Genomic DNA, 20,758 nt, shown 5'->3' with positions numbered 1-20,758 from the left:
AACCCGCCTGCTGCCGCTTGCTTCGGTCGGCTGCGGACAGCGTTGCTGTTTCGATCCTTGCTCTGGAAACGCCGAAATGTCCTATCTCGACAATATCCGTACCTTTGTCCGTGTCTACGAATTGGGCAGCATGTCCGCGGCGGGGCGCGATCTGCGCATATCCTCGGCGGTGACGTCCTCGCGCATTTCGCAACTGGAGGATCATCTGGGCGTGCGGCTGTTCCAGCGTACCACGCGCAGCCTGACGCCGACGGAACACGGCAAGTCCTTCTATGGCGGTGCCACGGAGATCCTTCAGGCGGTGGAAAGCGCCGAGGCGCAGATCGTCAACGTGACGGAGAACCTGAGGGGGCCCTTGTACGTCGCGGCGCCGCTGGGGGTCGGGCGGCGGCTGATCGCGCCGCAGGTCTCCGCATTTCTGGCGGAATATCCTGAGGTCAGCGTGCGGTTGCGCCTGAGCGACCGCAAGGTGGATCTGACGACCGAGGGGCTCGATCTCGCGTTTTTCCTGGGCAAGCCGGAGGACAGCACCCTGCGTATCCGCAAGATCGCCGACGTGCCGCGCGTGCTGTGTGCCGCACCCGACTACGTCTCGCGGCGTGGGAAGCCGCAGGACGGCGATGCGTTGATCGCGGATCGGCACGAATGCCTCAACCTGCGTTTTCCCGGTGCCGCGGAATTCCAGTGGCGGCTGAAGACGCCCGAAGGCCCGCGCCGCTTTGCCGTGACAGGGCGCTACGAATCCGACGATGGCGACGTGCTGACAGACTGGGCATTGGCCGGGCACGGCATCGTGCTGAAGCCGGTCTTCGAGGTGTCCGAACATCTCAAGTCGGGCGCGCTGGTGCCGGTCGCCACCCGCACCCCGCCCGAGGCGATCCAGATGGCCTGCCTCTACACGCACCGGCGCAGGCAGGACCCGAAGGCGCGCATCTTCATGGACTTTGTCATCGACCGGATAGGGAAGGCCTTCCTGCCAACCGATCCGCTGGACTGATGCGATGTCCCGGTCCGATCAGCTGCCGCGATAGGTCGAATAGCCAAAGGGCGAGAGCAGCAGCGGCACGTGGTAGTGCGAGGCCGCCGACATGCCGAAGCGGATCGGGATCACGTCGAGGAAGCGCGGCTCTTCCGGGGGGGTGCCGCTGGCATCGAGGTAATCGCCGGCGTGGAACACCAGCTCGTAGACGCCGGGGGCGAATTCGTCCGTCGGCAGGATCTGTTCGTCGGTGCGGCCGTCGGCATTGGTGGTCAGGGTCTTCAGATGCGTCGGGTTTTCGCCTTCGATCCGGAAAAGCGCGATTTTCAGGCCCTCGGCAGGGCAACCGCGCGCGGTATCCAGAACATGGGTTGTCAGGTATCCGGTCATCTCAAGGCTCTCCAGAACTGTTTGCCATTCATAGACCCTGTGGGAGTGCGGAGGCAAAGGGGCGGGAGCGAAAGGCTCCTTCTGATATTATTTGATAATCGCGGGGGATTTCATGATTTATCAAGCAGAGAAACACCGGAGGTGAGGAAAATGGATCGTTATCCCCGAGACATGGCGGGCTACGGACCGGCCGTGCCCGCGGCCAACTGGCCCGGCGGCGCGAAGATCGCCGTGCAGATCGTGCTGAACTACGAAGAAGGCGGGGAAAACAACATCCTGCACGGCGATGCCGCCTCCGAAGGCTTTCTCTCGGAGATTACCGGTGCGCAACCATGGCCGGGGCAACGGCACTGGAACATGGAGACGATCTACGAATACGGATCGCGCGCCGGGTTCTGGCGGGTGCACGGCCTGCTGAAGGACACGCCGGTGACTGTCTACGGCGTCGCCACCGCGCTGGCGCGGGCGCCCGACCAGCTGAAGGCGATGAAGGACGCGGGATGGGAAATCGCCTCTCACGGGCTGAAGTGGATCGAGCACAAGGACATGCCCGCGGAGGAAGAGCGCGCGCAGATCCGCGAGGCGATCCGCCTGCATACGGAGGTGGTCGGCACGCCACCACGCGGCTGGTATACCGGGCGCTGTTCGATGAATACCATCGCGCTGGCTGCCGAAGAGGGCGATTTCGCCTATATCGCGGACAGCTACGCCGACGACCTGCCCTACTGGATGCAGGTCGGGGGCAAGGATCAGCTGATCGTGCCCTACACGATGGATTGCAACGACATGCGGTTTTCCATTCAGGCGGGCTTCACTCGCGGCGACGATTTCGAGGCCATGGTGCGTGACGCCTTTGACACGCTCTATGCGGAAGGGCAGGCGGGCGCGCCAAAGATGCTGTCCATCGGGCTGCACTGCCGCCTGATCGGCCGCCCCAGCCGCGCGGCGGCCTTGCGGCGCGTGATGGCGTACATGCAGGGCCATGACGGCGTCTGGTTCGCCACGCGCGAAGCGATCGCGGACCACTGGGCGGCGGTGCATCCACCACGCAGCACGCCGCGCCCCTCGGAGATGGCGCGGGAAGCCTTTGTCGCGGAATTCGGCGGCATCTTCGAGCACAGCCCCTGGATCGCCGAGGGTGCACACGCGCTGGAGCTTGGCCCCCACAGCGACAGCGCCGCCGGCCTGCACAACGCCCTGGCCCGGGCGTTCCGCTCAGCGCCGGAGGGCAAGCGGCTGGAGGTTCTGCGCGCCCATCCGGATCTCGCGGGAAAGCTCGCCGCCGCCGGCCGCCTGACCGCCGAATCGACAGCGGAACAGTCGGGCGCAGGGCTGGACATGCTGACCGACGAAGAGCGCGCAACCTTCACCCGTCTGAACGACGCCTACACCGCAAAGCACGGCTTTCCCTTCATCATCGCGGTGAAGGACAACACGAAGGCGGGCATCCTCGCGGCCTTTCACCGCCGCATCGACAATGACCGCGCCACGGAGTTCGCCGAGGCCTGCCGCCAGGTCGAGCGCATCGCCGAGCTGCGCCTCGAGGAGAAGCTGGGCAGATGACGCAGATCACTCTCCAACCGCTGACGGCCGGGGCCTTCGCCCCCTTCGGCGAGGTGCTGGAGGCGCAGGGCGACCCGGACCGGATCATCAACCAGGGGCTCTGCGGGCGCTTCCACGACCGCGCCACGCTGGATTTCGTCGATGGCCGCGCCGGAATCAGCCTGTTCAGGGCCGAACCCCGCCGTCTGCCGTTGGCACTCGACATGGTGGAACGCCACCCCGACGGCAGCCAGGCTTTCCTGCCCATGACGCAGGACCCATTCCTGGTGGTTGTCGCCCCCGACGAGGACGGCCGCCCCGGCACGCCGTTCGCCTTCGTCACGGCGCCGGGGCAGGGGGTGAACTATCATCGCGGCACATGGCACGGGGTACTTTGCCCGCTTGCCGCCCCCGGCCTCTTTGCCGTGGTCGACCGCATCGGGGAGGGGCCGAACCTCGAGGAATACTGGTTCCACACGCCCTATGAGGTCATTGCCTGACCCACTCCGGCGCGCTCCCGATCAGTGGCGGGCGCATCCACGCGCGGCCCGTCACCCCGACCTGTACCCCGTGCTTCTTCTGGACCGGGGGGGCTGGCCGCCGGGCAGCGTGGGCGCCAGCCCGCGCAAACGCGAAGGGCGCGCAACCCTCAACGCAGCCGCAGCGGCATGTGCCGGTTGACATCCTTGTAGAGCAGGTAACGAAACCGCCCCGGCCCGCCCGCATAGCAGGCCTGTGGGCAGAAGGCGCGCAGCCACATGAAATCACCCGCCTCGACCTCCACCCAGTCAGTGTTCAGCTTGTAGACCGCCTTGCCCTCCAGCACATATAGCCCGTGTTCCATCACATGGGTTTCGAGGAAAGGGATCACCCCGCCCGGCTCGAAGGTGACGATGGTCACATGCATGTCGTGCCGCAGGTCCGCCGGATCGACGAAACGGGTCGTGGCCCAGGCCCCGTTCGTCTCAGGCATGGGCGTCGGCGCGATGTCGTTCTCGTTCAGGATCAGAACGTCCGGCTCGTCCAGCCCCGGTGCGGGTTCATAGGCTTTGCGGATCCAGTGAAAACGCAGCGCCGCCTCGCCGTGGTTGTGCAGTGTCCATTGGGCCGAGGGCGGGAGGTAGGCGTAGCCGCCGGGGGTCAGGACGTGCGTCTTCCCGTTTACGGCCAGCGTGGCCTCGCCATCCACGACGAAAAGCACACCTTGCGCGCCGGCTTCCGGCTCCGGCGTGTCGGAGCCGCCGCCGGGCTGGACCTCCATGATATATTGGGAAAACGTCTCCGCAAAGCCCGACAGCGGCCGGGCGATTACCCAGAGGCGCGTGTCGGTCCAGCTGGGCAGGAAACTGGTGACAATGTCGCGCATCGTGCCCTTGGGGATCACGGCGTAAGCTTGGGTAAAGATCGCGCGGTCGGTCAGGAGCTGGTCCTGACCGGGAAGGCCGCCGGTGGGCGCATAGTAACGTGATGACATTGATGGGATCCTGATCGTCGCGGGCTTTGGTGGAGTATGGCGCGGGGGGTATTTCATCGAAAGCGGGAAAGGTTGAACAACACTTCCTTGAAATGTTTGAAAATCCGCGCCGGGGCGCGGTGGATCAAGTTACGTGGGCGCACGGGTTTTGGCGGGGCCCGACCATCCGGCCTGGATCGCCCTTGTGGCTCCCGTGAGAAGACCATTGGTTGTGGCGGGCAATCGGGGCTGACCGGGGATAGGCTGGTAATCAGGGCGTGGACCCGCCCGATGTGATCCGGACTGTCACGGGCTGCGACAGTTTACCATAATCCCGATTACCGGATAGATTTCCGTACAGCACTGCGGTTCGCGGCTGTGCGAGCGCAGTGCGCGCCGTTCAGAACTTCAGGTTGTCGAGCCGCTGGTCGCCCGGCAGTTTCGAGCGTTCGAGGATGATCTGCGAGACAGCCCTTGCCCGCACGGGATCGAGCGCGGCGAGGATCGGAGCGGCGTCGCGTTCGGCCATGGTGCCCAGCACCATCACCGTAACCTCGATGTCGAGGTCGTTCATGATGGTGGCGGCGTCCTTGGGCTTCATGTTCTGGTAGAGCAGCACCAGCCTGTCGACGTCCATGGTATGTGCTGCCTCGACCCGGGCCAGCAGGTTCTCGACCTCGGACTTGAGATCTTCGAGCCGCCCGCGTTCGACGTCGAGCGTCTCGGTCGCCAGATCAAGCTCCGCAGTGCGCTTCGCGGCGGTTTCCTTTTGTCGTTCCAGCAGTTCGCGTTCGTCCCGGATGGAGGCCAGCAGCGCCTCGGGGGCCTCGCAAAGCGGAAGGTCCGCATCGCCGCCCAGAGACACCGCCGGGTCGTCCCCCTCCGCGGCGGAGGCCGCGGCGAAAAGAGGCGCATCGGTGCCATCGGCGCGCGCCTGCTGCGGCGCGGGGTCGTCGAAGAAGGTCGCGCCGAGCTTTGCCGCGGTAGCAATGGCCAGCCCGGCAAGGATGACGGTCAGGGGGCGGAACACGGATCAGACCTCGCGCTTGCGGACGGTTTCGAAGAAACCGCGCACCAACTCCGACTTGCCGTGAACCGGGGTTGCGCCCTGCGGCCGGGCCGGGCGTTCGCGACGGCTGCGGAATTCTGCGGCACCCGCGGCCTTTGGTTCGGCCGGGCCGGACGTGGAGGCGGAGGCCGTGGCGGACGGGCCGCGCTGGAGGTTTGAGAACAGCCCCTCCGCCTGCCCCATGCTGCGCAGAGCGGAGACGGTGCTTTCGGACCGGTCTACGGCGTCCGAGAAGGACCCGATCATCGGTTGCATTTCCTTTAGCGCCTGCATCATGCGCCGCACCCGGCGGTCCACGACGAAGGTGTAGGACAACGTTCCGATCAGCAGAACGAGTATGGCGACATCAATCAGCGTGGACATCGGATTGCTCCTCGGGACCGTGGAATTTCTCGGAAAGTTTCAGCGCAAGGTGACCGTTGGCGCGGCGCCCGACCTCGGCCCGCGCGATGGTCTGCCCCGCGCAGGTCAGCGTGACCGGGTCATCGGCCCGCAGGCCGAGATCCAGCACCTGACCCGGTGCCCAGCCCAGAACCTGCCGCAGGGTCACGGCGGCCTCGCCCATGACCGCCGTGACCGGCACGTTGGTCAGCTCCAGCAGCTGGGTCATCCGGCTGCGCCAACCGCTGTCGCCGCCAAGCTGCCCGCCGGTGAACTGCTGCGAAAGGGCCCCGATGACCTTTTCAAAAGCAGTGTTGGGCAGGGCAAAGCACATTTCCGCCTCGCGGTCCTCGATCTCGACCGTGAGTATTGCGCGCACGCAGGCGCTGGAGGGCGGAGCCAGCAGCAGGGCGCGCGGATTGCTTTCGATATGACTGACCGTGAAGGCGGTCGGGGCCACCTTGTCGAAGGCGGCGGAGAGTTCGTGCAGCACGGCGACGACGAAGCCCTCGCCGACACGCTTTTCGATCGCGGTAAAGGAGCGCGGCTTGTGTTTGCTGCCGCTGGCGGAGCGCCCGCCAAAGGTGATTTCCACAACGTTGAAAAGCAATTCGCTTCGCATCACGGCAGCGATGGTCCCACCCCATTGTTCTGCCGCCGTGACGGCGATCAGCGAGGGTTCGGGAAGGTCTTCCATCGCGTCCTGACAGGAGGTGTAGTCGATGCTCTTGAGCTGCACGTCCACCATCGCGCCCAGATAGCCCTTCAGCGTCTGGGTCAGTGCGAGCGCGAACCGGTCGAAGACCACCTCAAGCATGGGAAGGCGCACGTAGGACAGTTTGGCGCGTTCGACGATCATCTCCTCGACGGCGCGCGTATCGGGGGTGAGCGTGTCCTGGCCGGTCATTGGATCACCAGATCGGCGATAAGGAATTCCTGCGGCGCCTCGCTGTCGGATATGGCACGGGCGCGGCGCAGGAGTTCCGCCTTGAGTTGCACCAGACCCATCGAACCCTGCAGGTCCGCCTCGTTCAGCTGCCGGAGGTATTCCTGAAAGCTGTCGCGGAGGAAGAGTTTGCGGGTCTCGATGTTCTCCGCGCCCGGTATGGTCGAGTCGTAGGCCAGCGCCAGGTTGAGTTTCAGGAACCGGCTGGTTTGCCGCCCCGTGGCCGTGGTCGCGGTGATGTTGACGATGATTTCCTGAAACGGAGTCACGAGGATCTTGTCGCGGGCGGCTGCGTGCGTGGGCTGGAGACCGCCCCCGTCCTGACTGGCTGCGCTGTCCTTCGCCTCGCCGTCCAGCAGGGCGAGGATGCGCGACGGCCCGAGCGAGAAGACGACCCCGCCGGCCCCGGCCAGAAGGCACGCAAGCACCAGCAGCCCGATCCGGAGGGCGCGACCCATCCCGCCGGGAGCGGCTTCGGTTTCTGATGTCGTGGCGGCCATTGGTCAGCGTCTGAGCCTGTGGTTTGTTCTTGTACAATGATGCTTTGCTGACACGGTAAAATCAAGCTTAAAGGTGACGCAGTTCTTGTTCCTCAAGGATAAACGTGTTTATTCTTGGCCACGCAGAACATGTAGGCGGCCCCGGACGTGCAAGCACTTCTCGATAACCTGAAATCGCTTGGCTGGCGTCGCCTGTCGATCCTTGGCGGGACCGGTATCGCCTTGCTTCTGGCGCTGTTTTTCGGATTGTCGGTGGTCTCGGCGCCCGAATACGTGGCAGTCTATCGCGACGTTTCCCCGGCAGAGGCGGGCCGCATCGTCGATTCGCTGGAGCAGGCCGGCATCCGCACGCGCACCGACGCCGCTCGTACCGCCGTCAGTGTCCCGGCAGAGGATCTCGCGCGGGCACGGATGGAGCTGGCGGGTGCCGGGCTTCCGAACGACGGCACGCCGGGCTGGGAGCTTTTTGACGAGACCAGCGGACTGGGCATGAACAGCTTCATGCAGCGGGTGAACCGGATGCGGGCGCTGGAAGGCGAGCTGGCCCGGTCCATCCAGACAATCGACGGGGTTGAAGCGGCGCGGGTGCACCTCGTTCTGCCAGAACGCGAACCCTTTACCCGTGAACGTCCGCGGGCCTCGGCCTCTGTCATCGTGCGGGGCGCGCGGCAGATCAGCACCCGGCAGGCGCATTCGATCCGCTCGCTTGTGGCCTCGGCTGTGCCGGATCTCGCGCCGGCGCAGGTCACGGTTCTGTCCGCCACGGGCGAGACGATCCTCGCCGACGACGGCGAGGCGGGGAGCGAAGCCTCCCTGCAATCGGTCCGCGCCCAGACCGAGGATCGCCTGTCGCAGCGCATCACCCAGATCCTCAGCGCCCGAGTCGGCGCGGGCAACGCGCGGGTGCAGGTCAGCGTCGATCTGTCCTCCGCCCGGCAGGTGGTGCGCGAGCAGACCTATGACCCGGCCCAGCGGGTCGTGCGGTCCACCGAGACGCGCGAGGAAAACCGCGAGGACCAGACCGCCCGCGACGGGCAGGTCGGTGTTGCGGGCGACATCCCTGCCGCGCTGGCGCAGGACGTGCCGGGGATGGATCGCAACAGTTCGAACAGCACCAACGAGATCGTCAACTACGAGATCGGCGGCAAGCAGTCCGAGGTCGTGCGCGAACCGGGCGACATCGAGAAGGTCTCGGTCGCGGTGCTGGTGAACGGCATCTACAACCGGCAGGGCAGCGGTGCCCCGGATTACGAGGAACGCTCGCCGGAGGAACTGGCGCAGCTTCAGGCTCTGGTACAGAGCGCCATCGGCTACGACGAGTCGCGCGGCGACAGCGTCGAGGTGGTGAGCCTGCGGTTCATGGATTACTCGATGGACGTGGGCGAGCCGGTCGGCGGCGGTGCCAGCCAGATGCTGCGCGACAACCTGACGACCATCCTGCGCGGGATCTTTGGTGTCGCGCTGGTGGGGGTGATCCTGTATTTCGGCGTCCGTCCCGCGCTGAATGTCATTGCCGAACCCAAGGCGCTGGCCGATCAGCGCAACGAGTCCGATGCCTTGGCCGAGCGTCCAGCCCTGCCCGGCACCGGGGCTGGCGGGGCATCCGGCATCGACGCGCCCAGCCCGCTGCAGACCGGGGCCGCGCCCGCGGCGCAGGGGGCGCGCCCGATCAGGACGCATACCGGCACCGTCCTTGACCCGCTGCCGCCCGGATCCGACGAAACCGTGACGCTGGCTACCGTCGAAGGCGGCGTGCGCCGCGAGCTGATCGCCACCGTGGGTGAGCTGATCGAGCGCGAGCAAGATGAATCTCTGAACATGATCCGCTCGTGGCTGGCCGAAGGGGAGCCGTCATGAGCTACGTCTTCGACCGTAATTTCGACGCGGAGGACACCGCGCTTTCGCAGGGACGCGAGCCGGTGATCGGTGCTGTCTACACGCGCACGGATTTTGACGCGGCCGTGGCCGCCGCCCGCGAGGAAGGCTTTCGCACAGGCTACGCCCAGGGAATGGCGGAGGCCTCTGCCGCGGCGGAGACCTCGGAGGCCGCCCGCAACCTTTCGGCGTTGGAGGCCATCGCGCCCGCGTTGCGCGCGCTGTTCGCCGATGCCGACCGCCACCACGCGGCTCTGGAGGCACAGACCGTCGACTACCTGCTGGCGGTTTTCGAGCAGCTGGCCCCGGACGTGCGCGACGGCCTTTCCGCCGGGCAGGCTCTGCGCGAGGCCCGCGCCGCCGTGCGCATGGCGCTGGGGTCGGCGGAACTGCGGCTGTACCTCGCGCCCGAGGCGGTGGAGGACGCGGGCGCCGAGGTCCGCCGGGTGGCGCGGCAATGTGGGTTTGGCGGACGGCTGGAAATCGCGCCGGACCCCGCGCTCGCGGTGGGCGCGGTGCGGGCCGAATGGGACCACGGCGTGATGCGCTACAGCTTTGACGACCTCTGCGCGCGCATTCTGGGCCATCTTGGCCAGACGCAGCAGGACATTGCCCGGCGGCTGGCACAGCAGCCCGCAGGGGACAGACCGGATACCGCAGGAGAGCAGACATGACCGATGCGATCGACGACGCGCCCGAGGCCCCGGCCAAGGCGGAGACCATTGCCGATGCGATTGCCGGCGCGGCCGAGGCGCCGCAGGGCGCCGGCTCTTCGGCGATCGATGCCATGCTGAACGTCGGCCTGAACGTACAGATCGTTCTGGGCCAGACCAAGATGCCCATCGCGCAACTGCTGAAACTTAGCCGGGGCTCGATCATCGAGCTGGACAAGGCCATCGGCGAACCCGTGGAGGTGGTGATCAATGACCGCCTCGTGGCGCGCGGCGATCTGGTAAAGCTGGGCGACGACCGGCTGGGCGTCTCGCTGATCGAGATCGTCAAGGAGCACGTGTCCGACGTATGACACTCGTTCGCGGCCTGTCCCTGTTCGTGCTGACCGGCCTGATTGCGGCCGGGTTCTGGCTGCTGGCCGCCGGGCCGGGCCTCGCGCAGCAGGGCGGGGCCGACCTGCTGGGTGCCCTAGGCGACGCGCTGAGTTCCGCCCCAGCCGGATCGGACGAACGCGCCACGCTGTCGGGCCGGATCATCCAGCTGATCGCGGCCATGACGGTGCTGTCGCTGGCGCCGGGCCTTCTGGTGGTGATGACCAGTTTCACCCGCTTCGTGATCGTCTTTTCCATGCTGCGCTCGGCGCTGGGGCTGAACCAGTCGCCGCCCAACATGGTGCTCACCTCCATGGCGCTGTTCATGACGTTCTTCGTCATGCAGCCGGTTTTCGAGGACGCGTGGGAAGGCGGCGTCCGGCCCCTGATGAACAATGCGATCACCGAGGAGCAGGCCATCGCCCGCATCGGTGAACCCTTCAAGGCCTTCATGTTCGCCAACACGCGCGAAAAGGACCTTGGCCTGTTCAACGAAATGGCGCAGCGCGGGACGGACCAGGCGGGAGAGCCCGCCACCCTGCCCGAGACGGCGGAGGCGGCGGACTGGCGGTCTCTGGTTCCGGCTTTCGTCATCTCCGAACTGCGGCGCGCCTTTTCCATCGGATTCCTGATCTACCTGCCCTTTCTGGTCATCGACCTGATCGTGGCCTCTGTGCTGATGAGCGCGGGCATGATGATGCTGCCGCCGGTGTTGATCTCCTTGCCGTTCAAGGTGATCTTTTTCGTCCTGATCGACGGCTGGTACATGCTTGCCGGCAGTCTCATGGAAAGTTACCTGCCGCCGGTTCTGGGCGGCTGAGGGAGGCAGACAGATGGCAGTCGCAGCACTCGACAAGAGCATCGACGCAAAGCCCCGTTCCCGGCGGCGCAAGCTTACCGGGCCGCAGAAGGCCGCGATCCTCTTTCTCTGCATCGGGGAAAAGCGCGGGTCCGCCATGCTGCGCAAGCTCGATGACGAGGAAATCCAGCAGATGACGCGGGCCATTTCCGGGCTCGGGTCGATTTCCTCCGAGGCGGTGGAGGAGGTTCTGACGCAGTTCCTGGAGGGCATACAGAAGGGCAGCGGTGTGGTCGGCTCCTTTGCCATCGCGGAGAACATGCTGCGGAGCCTGCTGCCGTCCGATCAGGTCGACGGCATCCTGAAGGACATCCGCGGCCCGCTTAAGGAACGCGACCTCTGGGGCCGTTTCAACGCGCTGTCGGAAAACGTCATCGCCAACTATCTCAAGAGCGAGCACGAACAGATCGCCGCCGTCATCCTGACGAACGTCAAGACCGACGTGGCCGCAAAGGTGCTGCCGCTGCTTGGGCCGGAAAAGATGGCCAACGTGGTGGAACGGATGATCCGCATGGAAGCCATTCCCACGCACATGATGCGCCAGATCGAGGAATCGCTGCAAAAGGACATCATGAACGCGGGTTCGCAACCGACCGCGACAGAGCAGCATCAGCGCATGGCGGAACTGTTCAACAAGATGGATCGCGGCGCATTCGACGCCATATCGCCGGATCTGGAAACCGCGTTGCCCGATGCGTTCAACTCGATCAAGGCAAAGATGTTCACCTTCGAGGATCTTGTGAAGATGGCGCCGATGGATCTGGCGCGGGTGATGCGTGGCGTACCGGGCAACACTCTGCCCACGGCCCTGCGGGGTGCCAGCCAGACGGCGCGCGAGGCCTTCCTCAACGCCCTGCCGGGGCGATCCCGCGACATGCTGGTGGACGAGATGGATAGCATGGGGCCGGTGCGTGGCCGGGACGTGACAGCGGCGCAATCGACGATCCTCGATTACGCAAGGTCACTGGCGGACGAGGAATTGATCCGTCTGCCGCTTCAGGAAGACGAAGACGAAATGTTCTGAACCTCAGCGGTAGCTGTTGAAGCGGGTCACGAGGTCGAGGTCCAGCGTCGCCATGACGACGCTGCCCGAAGCGCCGCCGCTGACCAGCTGCACGATCGGGTTCTCTGCGGCGTTGCTGGAGGTCGCGTCGGACAGCGCGACAAACTTTCGCATCAGACCGTCGACAACGTCTGGATCGGACAGAGTGGCAATATCGAGCTTGTCGGTGATCATCCTGGCCTGACGGTCGATATCCAGCGCCGCCATCTGCGACGGCAGGCCAAGCGCCGTGTGCATGAAGGCGGTCAGTTCCTTGTCCTTCAGGATGTCGAAGGCGGTGCGGATCGTCGATGCCTTGCGGCGAAAGGCCAGTGCCGCGCCGAGGGTCTCGTTTTCCTCGGCCTTGCCGTTGACGTATTGCGTGTCGACATACCGCGTGATCATGCGGTCCTGCCAGCGGTTCAACCCGGTGTTGATGTTGCCCTCGCCGTTGGAGCCGAAGCCCATCTCGAGGTAGAGTTTCTTGAACCGGGAATCCGTCAGCCGGTTTACCAGCGCCTTTGGGTCCTCGATATTGCTCTTGAGGATCTTCTCCATCATCGCCTTGCCGAAGATCTGGTCTTCGAGGTCGAAGGCTTTCATGACGAAGCTGTAGAGGCGATAGTCGTCGGTCAGCGCATCCACGGATGTGATCGAACCGATGTTTTCCTTGAAGTAGGCGATCTCGCGCTGGTGCTGAGGGGATTTGCGGATGAGCGCCTGTTCCTTGGTCTCTGTCGCCTCGACCAGCTTCAGCGCGGCCATGGTGGGCAGACCGGCGACAGAGATCATGCCCCGGTTTCCCCGCCCGCAACGATGCGCGGGCCAAAAACCTCGTCTTCGCGTTTCAGAAGCGGCCGGAGGTCGCGCAGGGCGGTGAAATACTCCCCCCGGCTGACATTGTTGGCTGCGACAAAGACACAGTTGCGCAGGTCAGGGGTGAATACGGTGGCCAGTTCGGCCAATGCGATCTGCGCGGCCTTGACCAGTTGCTCGCGGCGTTCCACGTCCACCAGAGCAGACTGGATCAACAGGTATACCCGGCGCACAGGCGTCGTTGCCTGGTCCGGTTTGATGATATCGGTTTCGCGGATTATGTCGGCGCGGGTCTCGACCGTGATGGTGGACTTGCGCCCACCGTTGCGGATCATGCACCCGTTGACGACGATCCGCTCATAGGGCTTCAGCGCGAGATTCAGGGCCATGCGAAGTGTCCACTGTCGAGAGGGCCGGGCGCTGTGACGTCAGCCCGGCAAGAATGTTCTGGTTGACGTCGATCAGCGCTCCCAGCCCGGCGCCGCCGCCGATCACCGCCTCGCAGGTGCGGTCAACCCACATCGAGATGGAGAGAAGGTTGGCGCGCAGCGTCTCGGGCAGCGCATTGGCGTCGCTGGTGAGATCCTCGCGCAGCCGAACCCAGAGCTGGCGGTTCTGGCCGATGGCGGTGCGCAGCCCCTGCCCCAGCACGGCGGTTCTGGCGATGCGATCGCCTGCCGCTTCGTAGTCGGCGCGGAAGAAGTCCATCGCGCCGGTGATGCGGGCAAAAACCCGCGCTTCGATCTGTCTCGGGGATTCGCTTTCGCGGATCGTGCGTTTGTATGCCGAAATGCTCATTGCTGTCCTGCCGTTCCTGCCGCTTGCCATGTCCCGTCCGTTGACGGGACTGTTTTTCGGTCGGGCCCGGTTGGTCCGGTGCTCCGGCGAAGGAGGGCGCCCGGAGGCGCCCTCCCACTATGTCACCATGCCTTACGGAGATTCCAGTGAGATTAGCGGAACAGCGAGAGAATGTTCTGCGGCGAGGAGTTCGCGATCGACAGCGCCTGGGTGGACAGCTGCTGCTGCACCTGAAGCGACTGAAGGCGCGCGGCCTCTTCTTCCATGTCGGCGTCGACCATGGCCGAAACACCCGAGCTGATCCGGTCGGTCAGTTCGTTCAGGAAGGTCTGTTGGGTCTCGATGGAGTTTTCCGCCACACCCAGAGTGGTTGCCTGCGAGGTGATGCTCTTCAGGAAATCGTCGGCTGCTGCCAGCGAGGTTTCGAGGTCCGTGGCGTGGGTGCCCGCCGAAACGGAGGCCGCGATGGCCTTCAACGTGCCGTCGCCGCCTGCGGCGTCGGTGCCATCGGTCACAAGCGCCTGCAGATCGACCATCGCGAAGTCCTGCTTGGTGGTCTCCAGGGTGCCGGTGGCATCGCGCGTGATGCCGGTGGTGATGGTTTTGGTGTTGGCGGTCAGGGCGCCGACACCGGCCGTGCTGATCAGGTTTTCACCGTTGAAGGACGACTGGCCGATGGTGGTTTCCATCTGAGCGACCAGTGCTTCGAGTTCCTTGCCGACGGCCGCCTGATCGACGCCTTCTTCCTGCGCGAAGGCAAGACGATCGACGAACTGCTGGGTCAGATCCGTAAGCGTCTCGGCGCCAAGGCGGGCGGTCGAGATGGAGTTCTTCGCCAACGTCATGCTCTCGTTGATGCCCGAGTACATGCCGCTTTCCGAGTTCATCGTGGTCGAGATCTGGAAGTAGGACGCGTTATCCTTGCCGGACTGGACTTTCAGGCCGGTGGAGATGCGACCCTGCGTTTGCTCGAGGTTCGAGTTGACGTTACGCAGTGTTGCCAGTGCGTTCATGGCGCTGGAGTTGGTATTGATAGACGACATTTTAGTCTGCTCCGATTTCTATCGTTGGTCTTCGTCTTTCTGACGAAAACGGTCTTGCCGTGTGACACACCTAACACGGAGATTCCGGGCAGTGGATAACTTTCTATTAACTATTTTAGATCGACTGATCAAAGCGTTGCGACGGAGTCACAGCCTCGTTTGCCGTGGACCCGTCTCGTCCGTATAGGCCGCGCAGGCTCTGGCGGTCGCGGATACGGTCGATTTCACGTGCAATATCCCCTGTTGCTTGGGTCATTCGCTGCAAAAGTGCGAGATCGGCGCGGATCAATCCGCGCAATTCGTCGAGTTTCTCGCGCAGCTTTTCCGAGCCCGGTTCACTCGCCAAAAATATTTTTTCGGGCTGTCCCAATGCCGTCGCAATTTCGCCAAGAAGCTCGGACTTCAGGGGGAAAAGTTCTTCGACGCGGGCCAGTTGGCCCTGTCCGATGGCGGCGATCTCGTCCCGCAGCAGGCGGGCGAGGCGATCGATCAGCTGATGGGCGCGGGCTGGGCTCACGTCGGTCATTCCCGGCCCTCCGGCTTGCCCGCAACACCGGTTGAGGTGGTGCCATAGGCCTCCAGCGCCCGCCGGATGCCCGGTGCAATACCGCCCTGCCCCTGCGCGGCGATCTCCGACGCAAATGCCTCCGCGAGGAAGTAGCGCCAGGCGTCCTCGGCCTGTCCTGCGCCGAAGTCGCCCATATCGACCTCTTTCAGCATTTCGTCGACCATCTGGGTAAGGAACATCTTCTCGAATTCGTGCGCGGCAGAGGCCGGGGCGTCAGCCGCGACCTTGCCGGGTTGCGCATGTTGCGCTTGCGTGACCTGAAGGGCGGCCATGTTGGTACGGATATCCATGCGCAGTCTCCGTCAGATGATTTCCAGATCGGCATGCAGGGCACCCGCCGCCTTGATGGCCTGCAGGATCGAGATTGTCTGCGTTGCCGTCAGGCCGATTGCGTTGAGGGCATCGACCAGCCTCTGCAGGCTGACGTCCGCGCCTTCGAGAATGGTGAAATGGGATTCCTGCTCTTCGACCCCGACCGACGTGCGTGGCACCACCACCGTCGCCCCCCCGATAGAGATCTCCTCTGGCTGGCTGACCAGCGGGTCCTCGCGCACCATGACGGTCAGGCCGCCCTGGCTGACCGCGACGCGGTCGATGCGGACGTCTTCGCCGATCACGATGGTGCCGGAGCGCGCGTCAATGACCACGCGGGCGACGCCATCGGGATCGACACGCAAGTTTTCGATGGCGGCCATGACTTGCGGCACGCCGCCGCCCTTGCCGACGCCGTAGACGTCCACTTCTACCGTGCCGGGGTCCAACACCCGCGCGCCAGTGCCGAGCGCGGCATTGATCGCGTCGGCCATGCGGGCGGCAGTTGTGTAATCGGGGTTGCGCAGGCTCAGGCGCACGGACTCCAGTGCGGCGAGGTCGAAGTTCACCTCGTTCTCGACCGTGGCACCGTTCTCGATCCGCGCGACCGTGGGCACGCCCTCCACCAGGGAGGCGGCGACACCCTGCGCCGCGTAGCCCGCAACGGCGATTGGTCCCTGCGCCACCGCGTAGACCTCGCCGTTGGCGCCAGTCAGCGGTGTCACGATCAGGGTCCCGCCACGCAGCGACGTGGCGTCGCCCAGCGAGGCCACGACCACATCGATGGTGGATCCCATCCGCGCGAAGGGCGGCAGCATGGCGGTCACCATGACGGCTGCGGTGTTGGTCGTGCGCATCCGGTCTTCGGAAAGGTTGCCGACGCCGAGCCGCTCCAGCATGGCCTCGATGCTCTTTTCGGTGAAGGGCGCGTTGCGCAGGCTGTCGCCGGTTCCGTTCAGGCCGACCACGAGGCCGTAGCCCACCAGCTGGTTTTCCCGCACCCCTTCAAAGGAGGCGATGTCCTTGATCCGTACATCGGCACGCGCGGTCGATGCGAGGCAGACCGCGGCGAGCAGGAGGCCGAGCAGAGTTGAAAGGCGCATGGCGAATGCTCCGGACTAGGTGCCGTGATTAGACAGGATCGGGGCGAAACTCGCAATGAATAAATCAAGGATAGCTGTTCTATCCTTGAATAGTCCTTGGTTTTCGATGGCGAAACCTGCTTCGGGATGGTCCTGTCAAGGATAGAATGCATAATGCCCGCCAGAGCGGGGGCTGTGGCGGGCATCACGGGAATGTTGAGGCGAAGGCGCCTTCGCCTTCAGCGCATGAAGTTGAGGAAGCTGAGCGAAGACAGCCGCGCGGTCACGGCGTAGCTGGCCTGAAGCTGCGTCTCCAATGCGGTGATCCGGGTGGCGGCTTCGTAGGGATCGACGCTGACCAGATCGCTCACTCGCCCTTTATAGAGAGCCATGCGGTCCTGCATGCGTTCGTTGGCGTTGTCGATCCGCGTGGAGGAGCTGTCGAGTTCGGTTTCCAACGCGAGAAAGCCGGCGGAGCCTTTTTCGATCAAGGACGTCGCGGCATCGACCCAGCCGGCAAGGACTTGCGGGTCGGGGATCGCGTCGAGTTCAACAGAGGCCAGCATGGAGAGCCCCTGCAGAGCGTCGCGGAAAGCAGTATCGTTGGCCTGCACACCGTAGGTCAGCACGTCGTCATTGCCGATACCGACAGAGGCACGCCCGCCCCCCATCTGGCCGCGATAGAAGAGGTTGTCGTACTGTTTTGCCGGATCGGCCGCCGTACCACCAAAAATCGCATCCAGATCCGCCATCCGGGCGGAGAGGTCCGCAGGCGTAGCCAGCCCGGCAGAGAGCGCGTCCGCGATCACGCCCTCGGGCGAAAGGCCGGTGTCATTTCGGGGCATGGACCACTGCTGGAGCGCGCCGGTGCCGCCGAATACCAGACGCCCGCCGTAGGTTGCGTTACCCAGCGAGATCAGGGAATTCAGCGCCGCTTCGGCGGCGGTTCGCAAAGCGGCGCCAGAGCCGAGATTACCGGAGGAGACCGCCTGTTCCAGCGCGGGCTGCAACGCTTCGCGGATCGCGGTCAGGCTCTGGCTCATGGTATCGATGCGGCCCGAAAGCAGCTTGTTGGCGGTGACTTGTGCCTCGTCACGGGCGATGCTGGCATTCAGGTCCAGCGCCTCGGCAGCGCCTGCGCCCAGCGATTGATAGACATCCGCGTGGACGCCGGTGGAAAGCTCCTGCTCGGCGGTGGACAGGTCGCGCTGGAGTTCCGCGTTGGTGTTGCGACGCAGCAAGTGGCTGTAGAGGGTCGAAGGCGCGCGGCCGTAGCTCGAAATCATGCCGTTTTTCCTCAGTCCGCCGCTGCCAGCAGCGTGTCTATCATTTCGGACAGGACGCTCAGGACCTGCGCGTTCGCCCCGTAGGATTGTTCGATCGCCGTGAGTTGCTGCAGCTCTTCGTCCACGTTCACGCCGGTAAAGGACAGCCGCTGCCCCTGAATGGCGACCGCCCCGGCGGCATAGGTCTGGGCCGCGCTCTGGGCCTGTGATCGCGTGTTGTTCTGGGTGGCGATCAGGCCGGAGACGTAGGCGCTGAGCGGCTGATTATCGCCCAGCCCGGCGGAGGCGTCGAAACCCATCGCCCCCGAGATCGCACCGATGAAGGCGCCGACCTGCGTGTTGTCGTCGTCTGCGCCCTGCACGTCCGCGCCCAGCCCGTCGCGGATGCGCCACAGGGCGCCACCCTGCTCGGGCACCGCGCGGGCATTCACGGAAATACGCGCGGCAAGACCGGGTGCCGCCGGGTCGGTCAGCGCCTGGCCTGCGTCGGTAAAGAGCCCGGGCTCCCCGGAGTAGAGGCTGGCATCGGCTGCTTCCATAACTTCGATCAGACCGCGCGCGACCTGATCGAGCTGGGCCTGCATCTGTGGCACGACGGTCTTGTAAAGCGCGATCTTGCCGGATAGCGCGCCTTCGGACAGGCCGCGCACCCCGGTCGTGTCGGGCGTGATGTTCACGTCCCCCGCCCGCAGTACGCCAGTATCCGCGTCAAAGCTCAGCACCTGCGGGACATTGCCAGTCAGCAGCGCCGCACCGCCGGTGGCGAAAAGCTCCACCTGCCCGTTGGTGTCAGTGCGCATGGTGAAATCGATGCGTTCCGCCAGCGCGTCCAGCTCCGCGGTGATCTGGTCCTGCAAAGCCATCTGGCTTGGGCTGCCGGGGACGCTTTCGATGACCCGCGTGTTCAGCTCCGCGACATGCGAGAGCGCCCGGTTCACGCCGTTCGTCTCGGCGAAGATCTCGTCGCGGCTGCCGGTCCGGGCGTTCTCGATCGCCGCGCCGGCGCGGTTCAGCGAACCGGCCAGCTCCTGCGCGGCAGTGACGGCGCTACGCTGCGCGCCGGTATCGAACGGGGTCACGTCCAGCACGCTCAGGGCATTCTGGAAATCCGTAAGCCGAGTCAGAATTGTGTCGTTGCTCTCCGTATCCCCCAGAAGGTCTGTGTAGGTCGACAGACCGGAGGCAATGGCGTCCTGTTTTGCCGTGCGCGAGGTTTCGATCCGGTACAACCCGTCGAGGGCGCTGTCCACCGCGCGCGCGACGCCGCTGATCTGCGCAGCGCCGTGGCTGGAGGTGGTGATCTTCGTCTCGCGGCGGGCGTAGGCGGCGTTGTTGGCGTTGGCGATGTTCTCGGACACCGTCTCGGCCCACCGCGACGTGGTCGTCAGGCCGCTGCGCGCCGCGCCGAATGCAGAAGTCAGGCTCATGATCCGCTCCTAGGCGCTGATCCGGGTCAGCGCTTGAGGTTCACCGTCTCGTTCAGCATCTCGTCCGCGGTGGTGATGATCTTTGCGTTCGAGGAATAGGCGCGCTGCTTCTGGATCAGGCTGGTCAGTTCTTCGGCGATGTCGACATTGGCTGTCTCTACACCGCCCGAGGACAGCGTGCCGGTCTCGCCGGTTCCCGCATTGCCGAGGTAGAAGCTGCCGGATTCCCTCGACGTGGTGAAGGTCGAGTTGTTGCTGGTGGCCAGCCCGTTCGGATTGGCAAAGGTCGCCAGCGGGATGGAGTAGAGCGCCGAGCGCGACCCGTTGTCGAAGACGCCCCACACTGTGCCGAACTCGTCGAACTCGACGCGGGACATGGTGCCGCTGGCAGAGCCGTCGGCCTCGACGTTCAGGGGCGTATAATCGCCGGAGAACTGCGTCAGACCTCCGGAGGAGGAAATCGCACCCAGCGAAACCTCCAGCGTCTGTGGGGAGCCGCCGCTGTAAAGATCCAGCGTCATCGTGCCGGTGGCGGTGTTGAAGCTGAAGCCGTTGTTCCACGACAGGTCCTGCACGTCGCCGTAGTAATCCGGCGATCCGACGTTGGTACCGGTGTCGGAGAACCGGACCGTCACGCGGCCGTAATCCATGCCCTCGTGCGAGATCGTGATGTCCCACTCGTTCTTGTTCCAGGTCGGTTGGAACGACATCGAAAGCTGCTGCGCCTCGCCGAGTGCGTTGTAGAAGACGGCGGAGGTGACGAAAGGCTCGCCGGGATTCATCTGGCCGGTTTCCTGCGAGGGCAGGTTGCCGCTGAGGCTCATCGTTGTGGTCGGGGTCGCGCCAAGGGTGCGGTTCGCCACGTTGACCGGCTGAAGGTCGTCGAAGGTCGAGCGGTCCACGGCGCCCAGCGTGCCATCCTCGCCGGAGGGGAAGCCCATGAGATAGAGTCCCGCCGCGTTGCGCAGATTGCCGTTTGCATCGGGTTCAAAGCTGCCGACGCGGGTAAAGACGTTACCCGACGTATAGGACGCGTCGATATTGGAGTTGACCACAAAGAAGCCGGACCCCGAGATGGCGAGGTTGGACGCGACCGAGGTGGGGCTGAAGCTGCCGTCGGCGGTATTGGCATGTGCGTCGGTGGTGCCGACGCCGACGCTGCGGCTGGTCGTGGGCATGTTCGATCCCGATGTCACCATCTGGGAGAAGCTGCGGCGATACCCGACGGTATCCGCATTGGCGATATTGTAGGAAATATTCTCAACGGCCTTCGAATTGGCGAGCAGGCCGCTGACGCCCGATGCCATCGCGTTGGAAATGCTCATGTCCTGCCTCGATTATTTCCCG

24 protein-coding genes are annotated in these 20,758 nt (G+C 64.8%); 8 read left to right on the top strand and 16 right to left on the bottom strand.

Translation table 11 applies throughout. The features are described 5' to 3' along the window. The first annotated feature begins 76 nt into the window (after window positions 1-76). On the top strand, window positions 77-997 hold the full coding sequence (locus J5474_RS19200) for a LysR family transcriptional regulator (RefSeq protein ID WP_209363104.1): 921 nt from the start codon (window positions 77-79) through the stop codon (window positions 995-997). An 18-nt stretch (window positions 998-1,015) separates the two neighbouring features. Here the strand turns inward: J5474_RS19200 and uraH are convergent, their stop codons facing one another. Then, the gene (gene uraH / locus J5474_RS19195) at window positions 1,016-1,369 is read right to left on the bottom strand and encodes a hydroxyisourate hydrolase (protein WP_209363103.1); all 354 of its coding nucleotides are present in this window, start codon (window positions 1,367-1,369) and stop codon (window positions 1,016-1,018) included. Window positions 1,370-1,519: 150 nt separating this feature from the next. Here uraH and puuE point away from each other — a divergent pair, with 150 nt between their 5' ends. Both puuE and J5474_RS19185 read left to right on the top strand, forming a co-directional pair. After that, a complete protein-coding gene (gene puuE, locus J5474_RS19190; RefSeq protein WP_209363102.1) occupies window positions 1,520-2,932 on the top strand; it encodes an allantoinase PuuE in 1,413 nt (470 codons plus the stop codon). Then, window positions 2,929-3,411, top strand: coding sequence for an ureidoglycolate lyase (locus J5474_RS19185; protein ID WP_209363100.1), 483 nt, complete (start codon window positions 2,929-2,931; stop codon window positions 3,409-3,411). Before puuE ends, J5474_RS19185 begins: the two co-directional genes overlap by 4 nt. A 149-nt stretch (window positions 3,412-3,560) precedes the next feature. On the opposite strand, the gene J5474_RS19180 is transcribed toward J5474_RS19185, so the two are convergent. The 5 genes from J5474_RS19180 to J5474_RS19160 form a co-directional block, all read right to left on the bottom strand. Then, the gene (locus J5474_RS19180; protein ID WP_209363097.1) at window positions 3,561-4,385 is read right to left on the bottom strand and encodes a bifunctional allantoicase/(S)-ureidoglycine aminohydrolase; all 825 of its coding nucleotides are present in this window, start codon (window positions 4,383-4,385) and stop codon (window positions 3,561-3,563) included. A 379-nt stretch (window positions 4,386-4,764) separates the two neighbouring features. Continuing rightward, window positions 4,765-5,394, bottom strand: a complete 630-nt coding sequence (locus J5474_RS19175; protein ID WP_209363095.1) for a MotE family protein — start codon at window positions 5,392-5,394, stop codon at window positions 4,765-4,767. Window positions 5,395-5,397: 3 nt separating this feature from the next. Continuing rightward, complete coding sequence (locus tag J5474_RS19170) at window positions 5,398-5,796, bottom strand: flagellar motor switch protein (protein WP_209363093.1); 399 nt, start codon at window positions 5,794-5,796, stop codon at window positions 5,398-5,400. Further along, the gene (locus J5474_RS19165) at window positions 5,780-6,721 is read right to left on the bottom strand and encodes a flagellar motor switch protein FliM (protein ID WP_209363091.1); all 942 of its coding nucleotides are present in this window, start codon (window positions 6,719-6,721) and stop codon (window positions 5,780-5,782) included. The genes J5474_RS19170 and J5474_RS19165 overlap by 17 nt, the downstream gene beginning before the upstream one ends. Beyond that, window positions 6,718-7,260, bottom strand: coding sequence for a flagellar basal body-associated FliL family protein (locus J5474_RS19160; protein ID WP_209363089.1), 543 nt, complete (start codon window positions 7,258-7,260; stop codon window positions 6,718-6,720). Before J5474_RS19160 ends, J5474_RS19165 begins: the two co-directional genes overlap by 4 nt. Before the next feature lie 147 nt (window positions 7,261-7,407). Here J5474_RS19160 and fliF point away from each other — a divergent pair, with 147 nt between their 5' ends. Genes fliF through J5474_RS19135 form a run of 5 tightly spaced genes read left to right on the top strand, consistent with a single transcriptional unit; the run spans window position 7,408 to window position 12,061 of the window. Further along, complete coding sequence (gene fliF, locus J5474_RS19155; protein ID WP_209363087.1) at window positions 7,408-9,117, top strand: flagellar basal-body MS-ring/collar protein FliF; 1,710 nt, start codon at window positions 7,408-7,410, stop codon at window positions 9,115-9,117. Next, on the top strand, window positions 9,114-9,809 hold the full coding sequence (locus J5474_RS19150; RefSeq protein ID WP_209363085.1) for a FliH/SctL family protein: 696 nt from the start codon (window positions 9,114-9,116) through the stop codon (window positions 9,807-9,809). Before fliF ends, J5474_RS19150 begins: the two co-directional genes overlap by 4 nt. After that, window positions 9,806-10,159, top strand: coding sequence for a FliM/FliN family flagellar motor switch protein (locus tag J5474_RS19145; RefSeq protein ID WP_209363083.1), 354 nt, complete (start codon window positions 9,806-9,808; stop codon window positions 10,157-10,159). The genes J5474_RS19150 and J5474_RS19145 overlap by 4 nt, the downstream gene beginning before the upstream one ends. Then, entirely contained in the window at window positions 10,156-10,998 is an 843-nt protein-coding gene (gene fliP, locus J5474_RS19140) for a flagellar type III secretion system pore protein FliP (protein ID WP_209363082.1), read from the top strand. Before J5474_RS19145 ends, fliP begins: the two co-directional genes overlap by 4 nt. A gap of 13 nt (window positions 10,999-11,011) precedes the next feature. After that, on the top strand, window positions 11,012-12,061 hold the full coding sequence (locus tag J5474_RS19135) for a flagellar motor switch protein FliG (protein ID WP_209363081.1): 1,050 nt from the start codon (window positions 11,012-11,014) through the stop codon (window positions 12,059-12,061). 3 nt (window positions 12,062-12,064) lie between these two features. On the opposite strand, the gene J5474_RS19130 is transcribed toward J5474_RS19135, so the two are convergent. The 10 genes from J5474_RS19130 to J5474_RS19085 all read right to left on the bottom strand — a co-directional run bounded on the left by J5474_RS19130 (window position 12,065) and on the right by J5474_RS19085 (window position 20,736). Further along, window positions 12,065-12,871, bottom strand: coding sequence for a DUF1217 domain-containing protein (locus tag J5474_RS19130; RefSeq protein WP_209363080.1), 807 nt, complete (start codon window positions 12,869-12,871; stop codon window positions 12,065-12,067). Then, a complete protein-coding gene (locus J5474_RS19125; RefSeq protein WP_209363079.1) occupies window positions 12,868-13,284 on the bottom strand; it encodes a flagellar biosynthesis repressor FlbT in 417 nt (138 codons plus the stop codon). The genes J5474_RS19130 and J5474_RS19125 overlap by 4 nt, the downstream gene beginning before the upstream one ends. Continuing rightward, a complete protein-coding gene (locus J5474_RS19120; RefSeq protein ID WP_209363078.1) occupies window positions 13,253-13,693 on the bottom strand; it encodes a flagellar biosynthesis regulator FlaF in 441 nt (146 codons plus the stop codon). The genes J5474_RS19125 and J5474_RS19120 overlap by 32 nt, the downstream gene beginning before the upstream one ends. A gap of 152 nt (window positions 13,694-13,845) precedes the next feature. Further along, complete coding sequence (locus tag J5474_RS19115) at window positions 13,846-14,736, bottom strand: flagellin N-terminal helical domain-containing protein (protein ID WP_209363076.1); 891 nt, start codon at window positions 14,734-14,736, stop codon at window positions 13,846-13,848. A gap of 115 nt (window positions 14,737-14,851) precedes the next feature. After that, the gene (locus J5474_RS19110) at window positions 14,852-15,262 is read right to left on the bottom strand and encodes a hypothetical protein (RefSeq protein WP_209363074.1); all 411 of its coding nucleotides are present in this window, start codon (window positions 15,260-15,262) and stop codon (window positions 14,852-14,854) included. Further along, window positions 15,259-15,594 (bottom strand): hypothetical protein, encoded by a 336-nt coding sequence (locus tag J5474_RS19105; protein ID WP_209363072.1) that lies wholly within the window; start codon window positions 15,592-15,594, stop codon window positions 15,259-15,261. Before J5474_RS19105 ends, J5474_RS19110 begins: the two co-directional genes overlap by 4 nt. Before the next feature lie 12 nt (window positions 15,595-15,606). Beyond that, complete coding sequence (locus tag J5474_RS19100; protein WP_209363070.1) at window positions 15,607-16,719, bottom strand: flagellar basal body P-ring protein FlgI; 1,113 nt, start codon at window positions 16,717-16,719, stop codon at window positions 15,607-15,609. Window positions 16,720-16,937: 218 nt separating this feature from the next. After that, window positions 16,938-17,984 (bottom strand): flagellin N-terminal helical domain-containing protein, encoded by a 1,047-nt coding sequence (locus J5474_RS19095; protein WP_209363068.1) that lies wholly within the window; start codon window positions 17,982-17,984, stop codon window positions 16,938-16,940. An 11-nt stretch (window positions 17,985-17,995) separates the two neighbouring features. Further along, entirely contained in the window at window positions 17,996-19,411 is a 1,416-nt protein-coding gene (flgK, locus tag J5474_RS19090) for a flagellar hook-associated protein FlgK (protein ID WP_209363066.1), read from the bottom strand. A gap of 26 nt (window positions 19,412-19,437) precedes the next feature. Beyond that, window positions 19,438-20,736 (bottom strand): flagellar hook protein FlgE, encoded by a 1,299-nt coding sequence (locus J5474_RS19085; protein ID WP_209363063.1) that lies wholly within the window; start codon window positions 20,734-20,736, stop codon window positions 19,438-19,440. Between the last annotated feature and the right edge of the window lie 22 nt (window positions 20,737-20,758).

Source organism: Sagittula salina, from assembly GCF_017813235.1.
GTDB classification, from domain to species: Bacteria; Pseudomonadota; Alphaproteobacteria; order Rhodobacterales; family Rhodobacteraceae; genus Sagittula; species Sagittula salina.
The sequence above is the reverse complement of the archived record's forward strand: the minus strand, read 5'-3'. Positions and strand labels throughout refer to the sequence as shown.

What these genes read in the sequence shown, in the direction of transcription:
- J5474_RS19180 (WP_209363097.1), bottom strand. Translation starts at nt 4,385, where the DNA reads ATGTCATCACGTTACTATGCGCCCACCGGCGGCCTTCCCGGTCAGGAC.
- J5474_RS19170 (WP_209363093.1), bottom strand. Translation starts at nt 5,796, where the DNA reads ATGTCCACGCTGATTGATGTCGCCATACTCGTTCTGCTGATCGGAACG.
- J5474_RS19130 (WP_209363080.1), bottom strand. Translation starts at nt 12,871, where the DNA reads ATGATCTCTGTCGCCGGTCTGCCCACCATGGCCGCGCTGAAGCTGGTC.
- J5474_RS19185 (WP_209363100.1), top strand. Translation starts at nt 2,929, where the DNA reads ATGACGCAGATCACTCTCCAACCGCTGACGGCCGGGGCCTTCGCCCCC.
- uraH (WP_209363103.1), bottom strand. Translation starts at nt 1,369, where the DNA reads ATGACCGGATACCTGACAACCCATGTTCTGGATACCGCGCGCGGTTGC.
- J5474_RS19100 (WP_209363070.1), bottom strand. Translation starts at nt 16,719, where the DNA reads ATGCGCCTTTCAACTCTGCTCGGCCTCCTGCTCGCCGCGGTCTGCCTC.
- J5474_RS19085 (WP_209363063.1), bottom strand. Translation starts at nt 20,736, where the DNA reads ATGAGCATTTCCAACGCGATGGCATCGGGCGTCAGCGGCCTGCTCGCC.
- fliP (WP_209363082.1), top strand. Translation starts at nt 10,156, where the DNA reads ATGACACTCGTTCGCGGCCTGTCCCTGTTCGTGCTGACCGGCCTGATT.
- J5474_RS19105 (WP_209363072.1), bottom strand. Translation starts at nt 15,594, where the DNA reads ATGGATATCCGTACCAACATGGCCGCCCTTCAGGTCACGCAAGCGCAA.
- J5474_RS19145 (WP_209363083.1), top strand. Translation starts at nt 9,806, where the DNA reads ATGACCGATGCGATCGACGACGCGCCCGAGGCCCCGGCCAAGGCGGAG.
- J5474_RS19125 (WP_209363079.1), bottom strand. Translation starts at nt 13,284, where the DNA reads ATGGCCCTGAATCTCGCGCTGAAGCCCTATGAGCGGATCGTCGTCAAC.
- J5474_RS19160 (WP_209363089.1), bottom strand. Translation starts at nt 7,260, where the DNA reads ATGGCCGCCACGACATCAGAAACCGAAGCCGCTCCCGGCGGGATGGGT.
- J5474_RS19200 (WP_209363104.1), top strand. Translation starts at nt 77, where the DNA reads ATGTCCTATCTCGACAATATCCGTACCTTTGTCCGTGTCTACGAATTG.
- J5474_RS19135 (WP_209363081.1), top strand. Translation starts at nt 11,012, where the DNA reads ATGGCAGTCGCAGCACTCGACAAGAGCATCGACGCAAAGCCCCGTTCC.
- J5474_RS19120 (WP_209363078.1), bottom strand. Translation starts at nt 13,693, where the DNA reads ATGAGCATTTCGGCATACAAACGCACGATCCGCGAAAGCGAATCCCCG.
- J5474_RS19165 (WP_209363091.1), bottom strand. Translation starts at nt 6,721, where the DNA reads ATGACCGGCCAGGACACGCTCACCCCCGATACGCGCGCCGTCGAGGAG.
- J5474_RS19150 (WP_209363085.1), top strand. Translation starts at nt 9,114, where the DNA reads ATGAGCTACGTCTTCGACCGTAATTTCGACGCGGAGGACACCGCGCTT.
- puuE (WP_209363102.1), top strand. Translation starts at nt 1,520, where the DNA reads ATGGATCGTTATCCCCGAGACATGGCGGGCTACGGACCGGCCGTGCCC.
- J5474_RS19110 (WP_209363074.1), bottom strand. Translation starts at nt 15,262, where the DNA reads ATGACCGACGTGAGCCCAGCCCGCGCCCATCAGCTGATCGATCGCCTC.
- J5474_RS19095 (WP_209363068.1), bottom strand. Translation starts at nt 17,984, where the DNA reads ATGATTTCGAGCTACGGCCGCGCGCCTTCGACCCTCTACAGCCACTTG.
- J5474_RS19115 (WP_209363076.1), bottom strand. Translation starts at nt 14,736, where the DNA reads ATGTCGTCTATCAATACCAACTCCAGCGCCATGAACGCACTGGCAACA.
- flgK (WP_209363066.1), bottom strand. Translation starts at nt 19,411, where the DNA reads ATGAGCCTGACTTCTGCATTCGGCGCGGCGCGCAGCGGCCTGACGACC.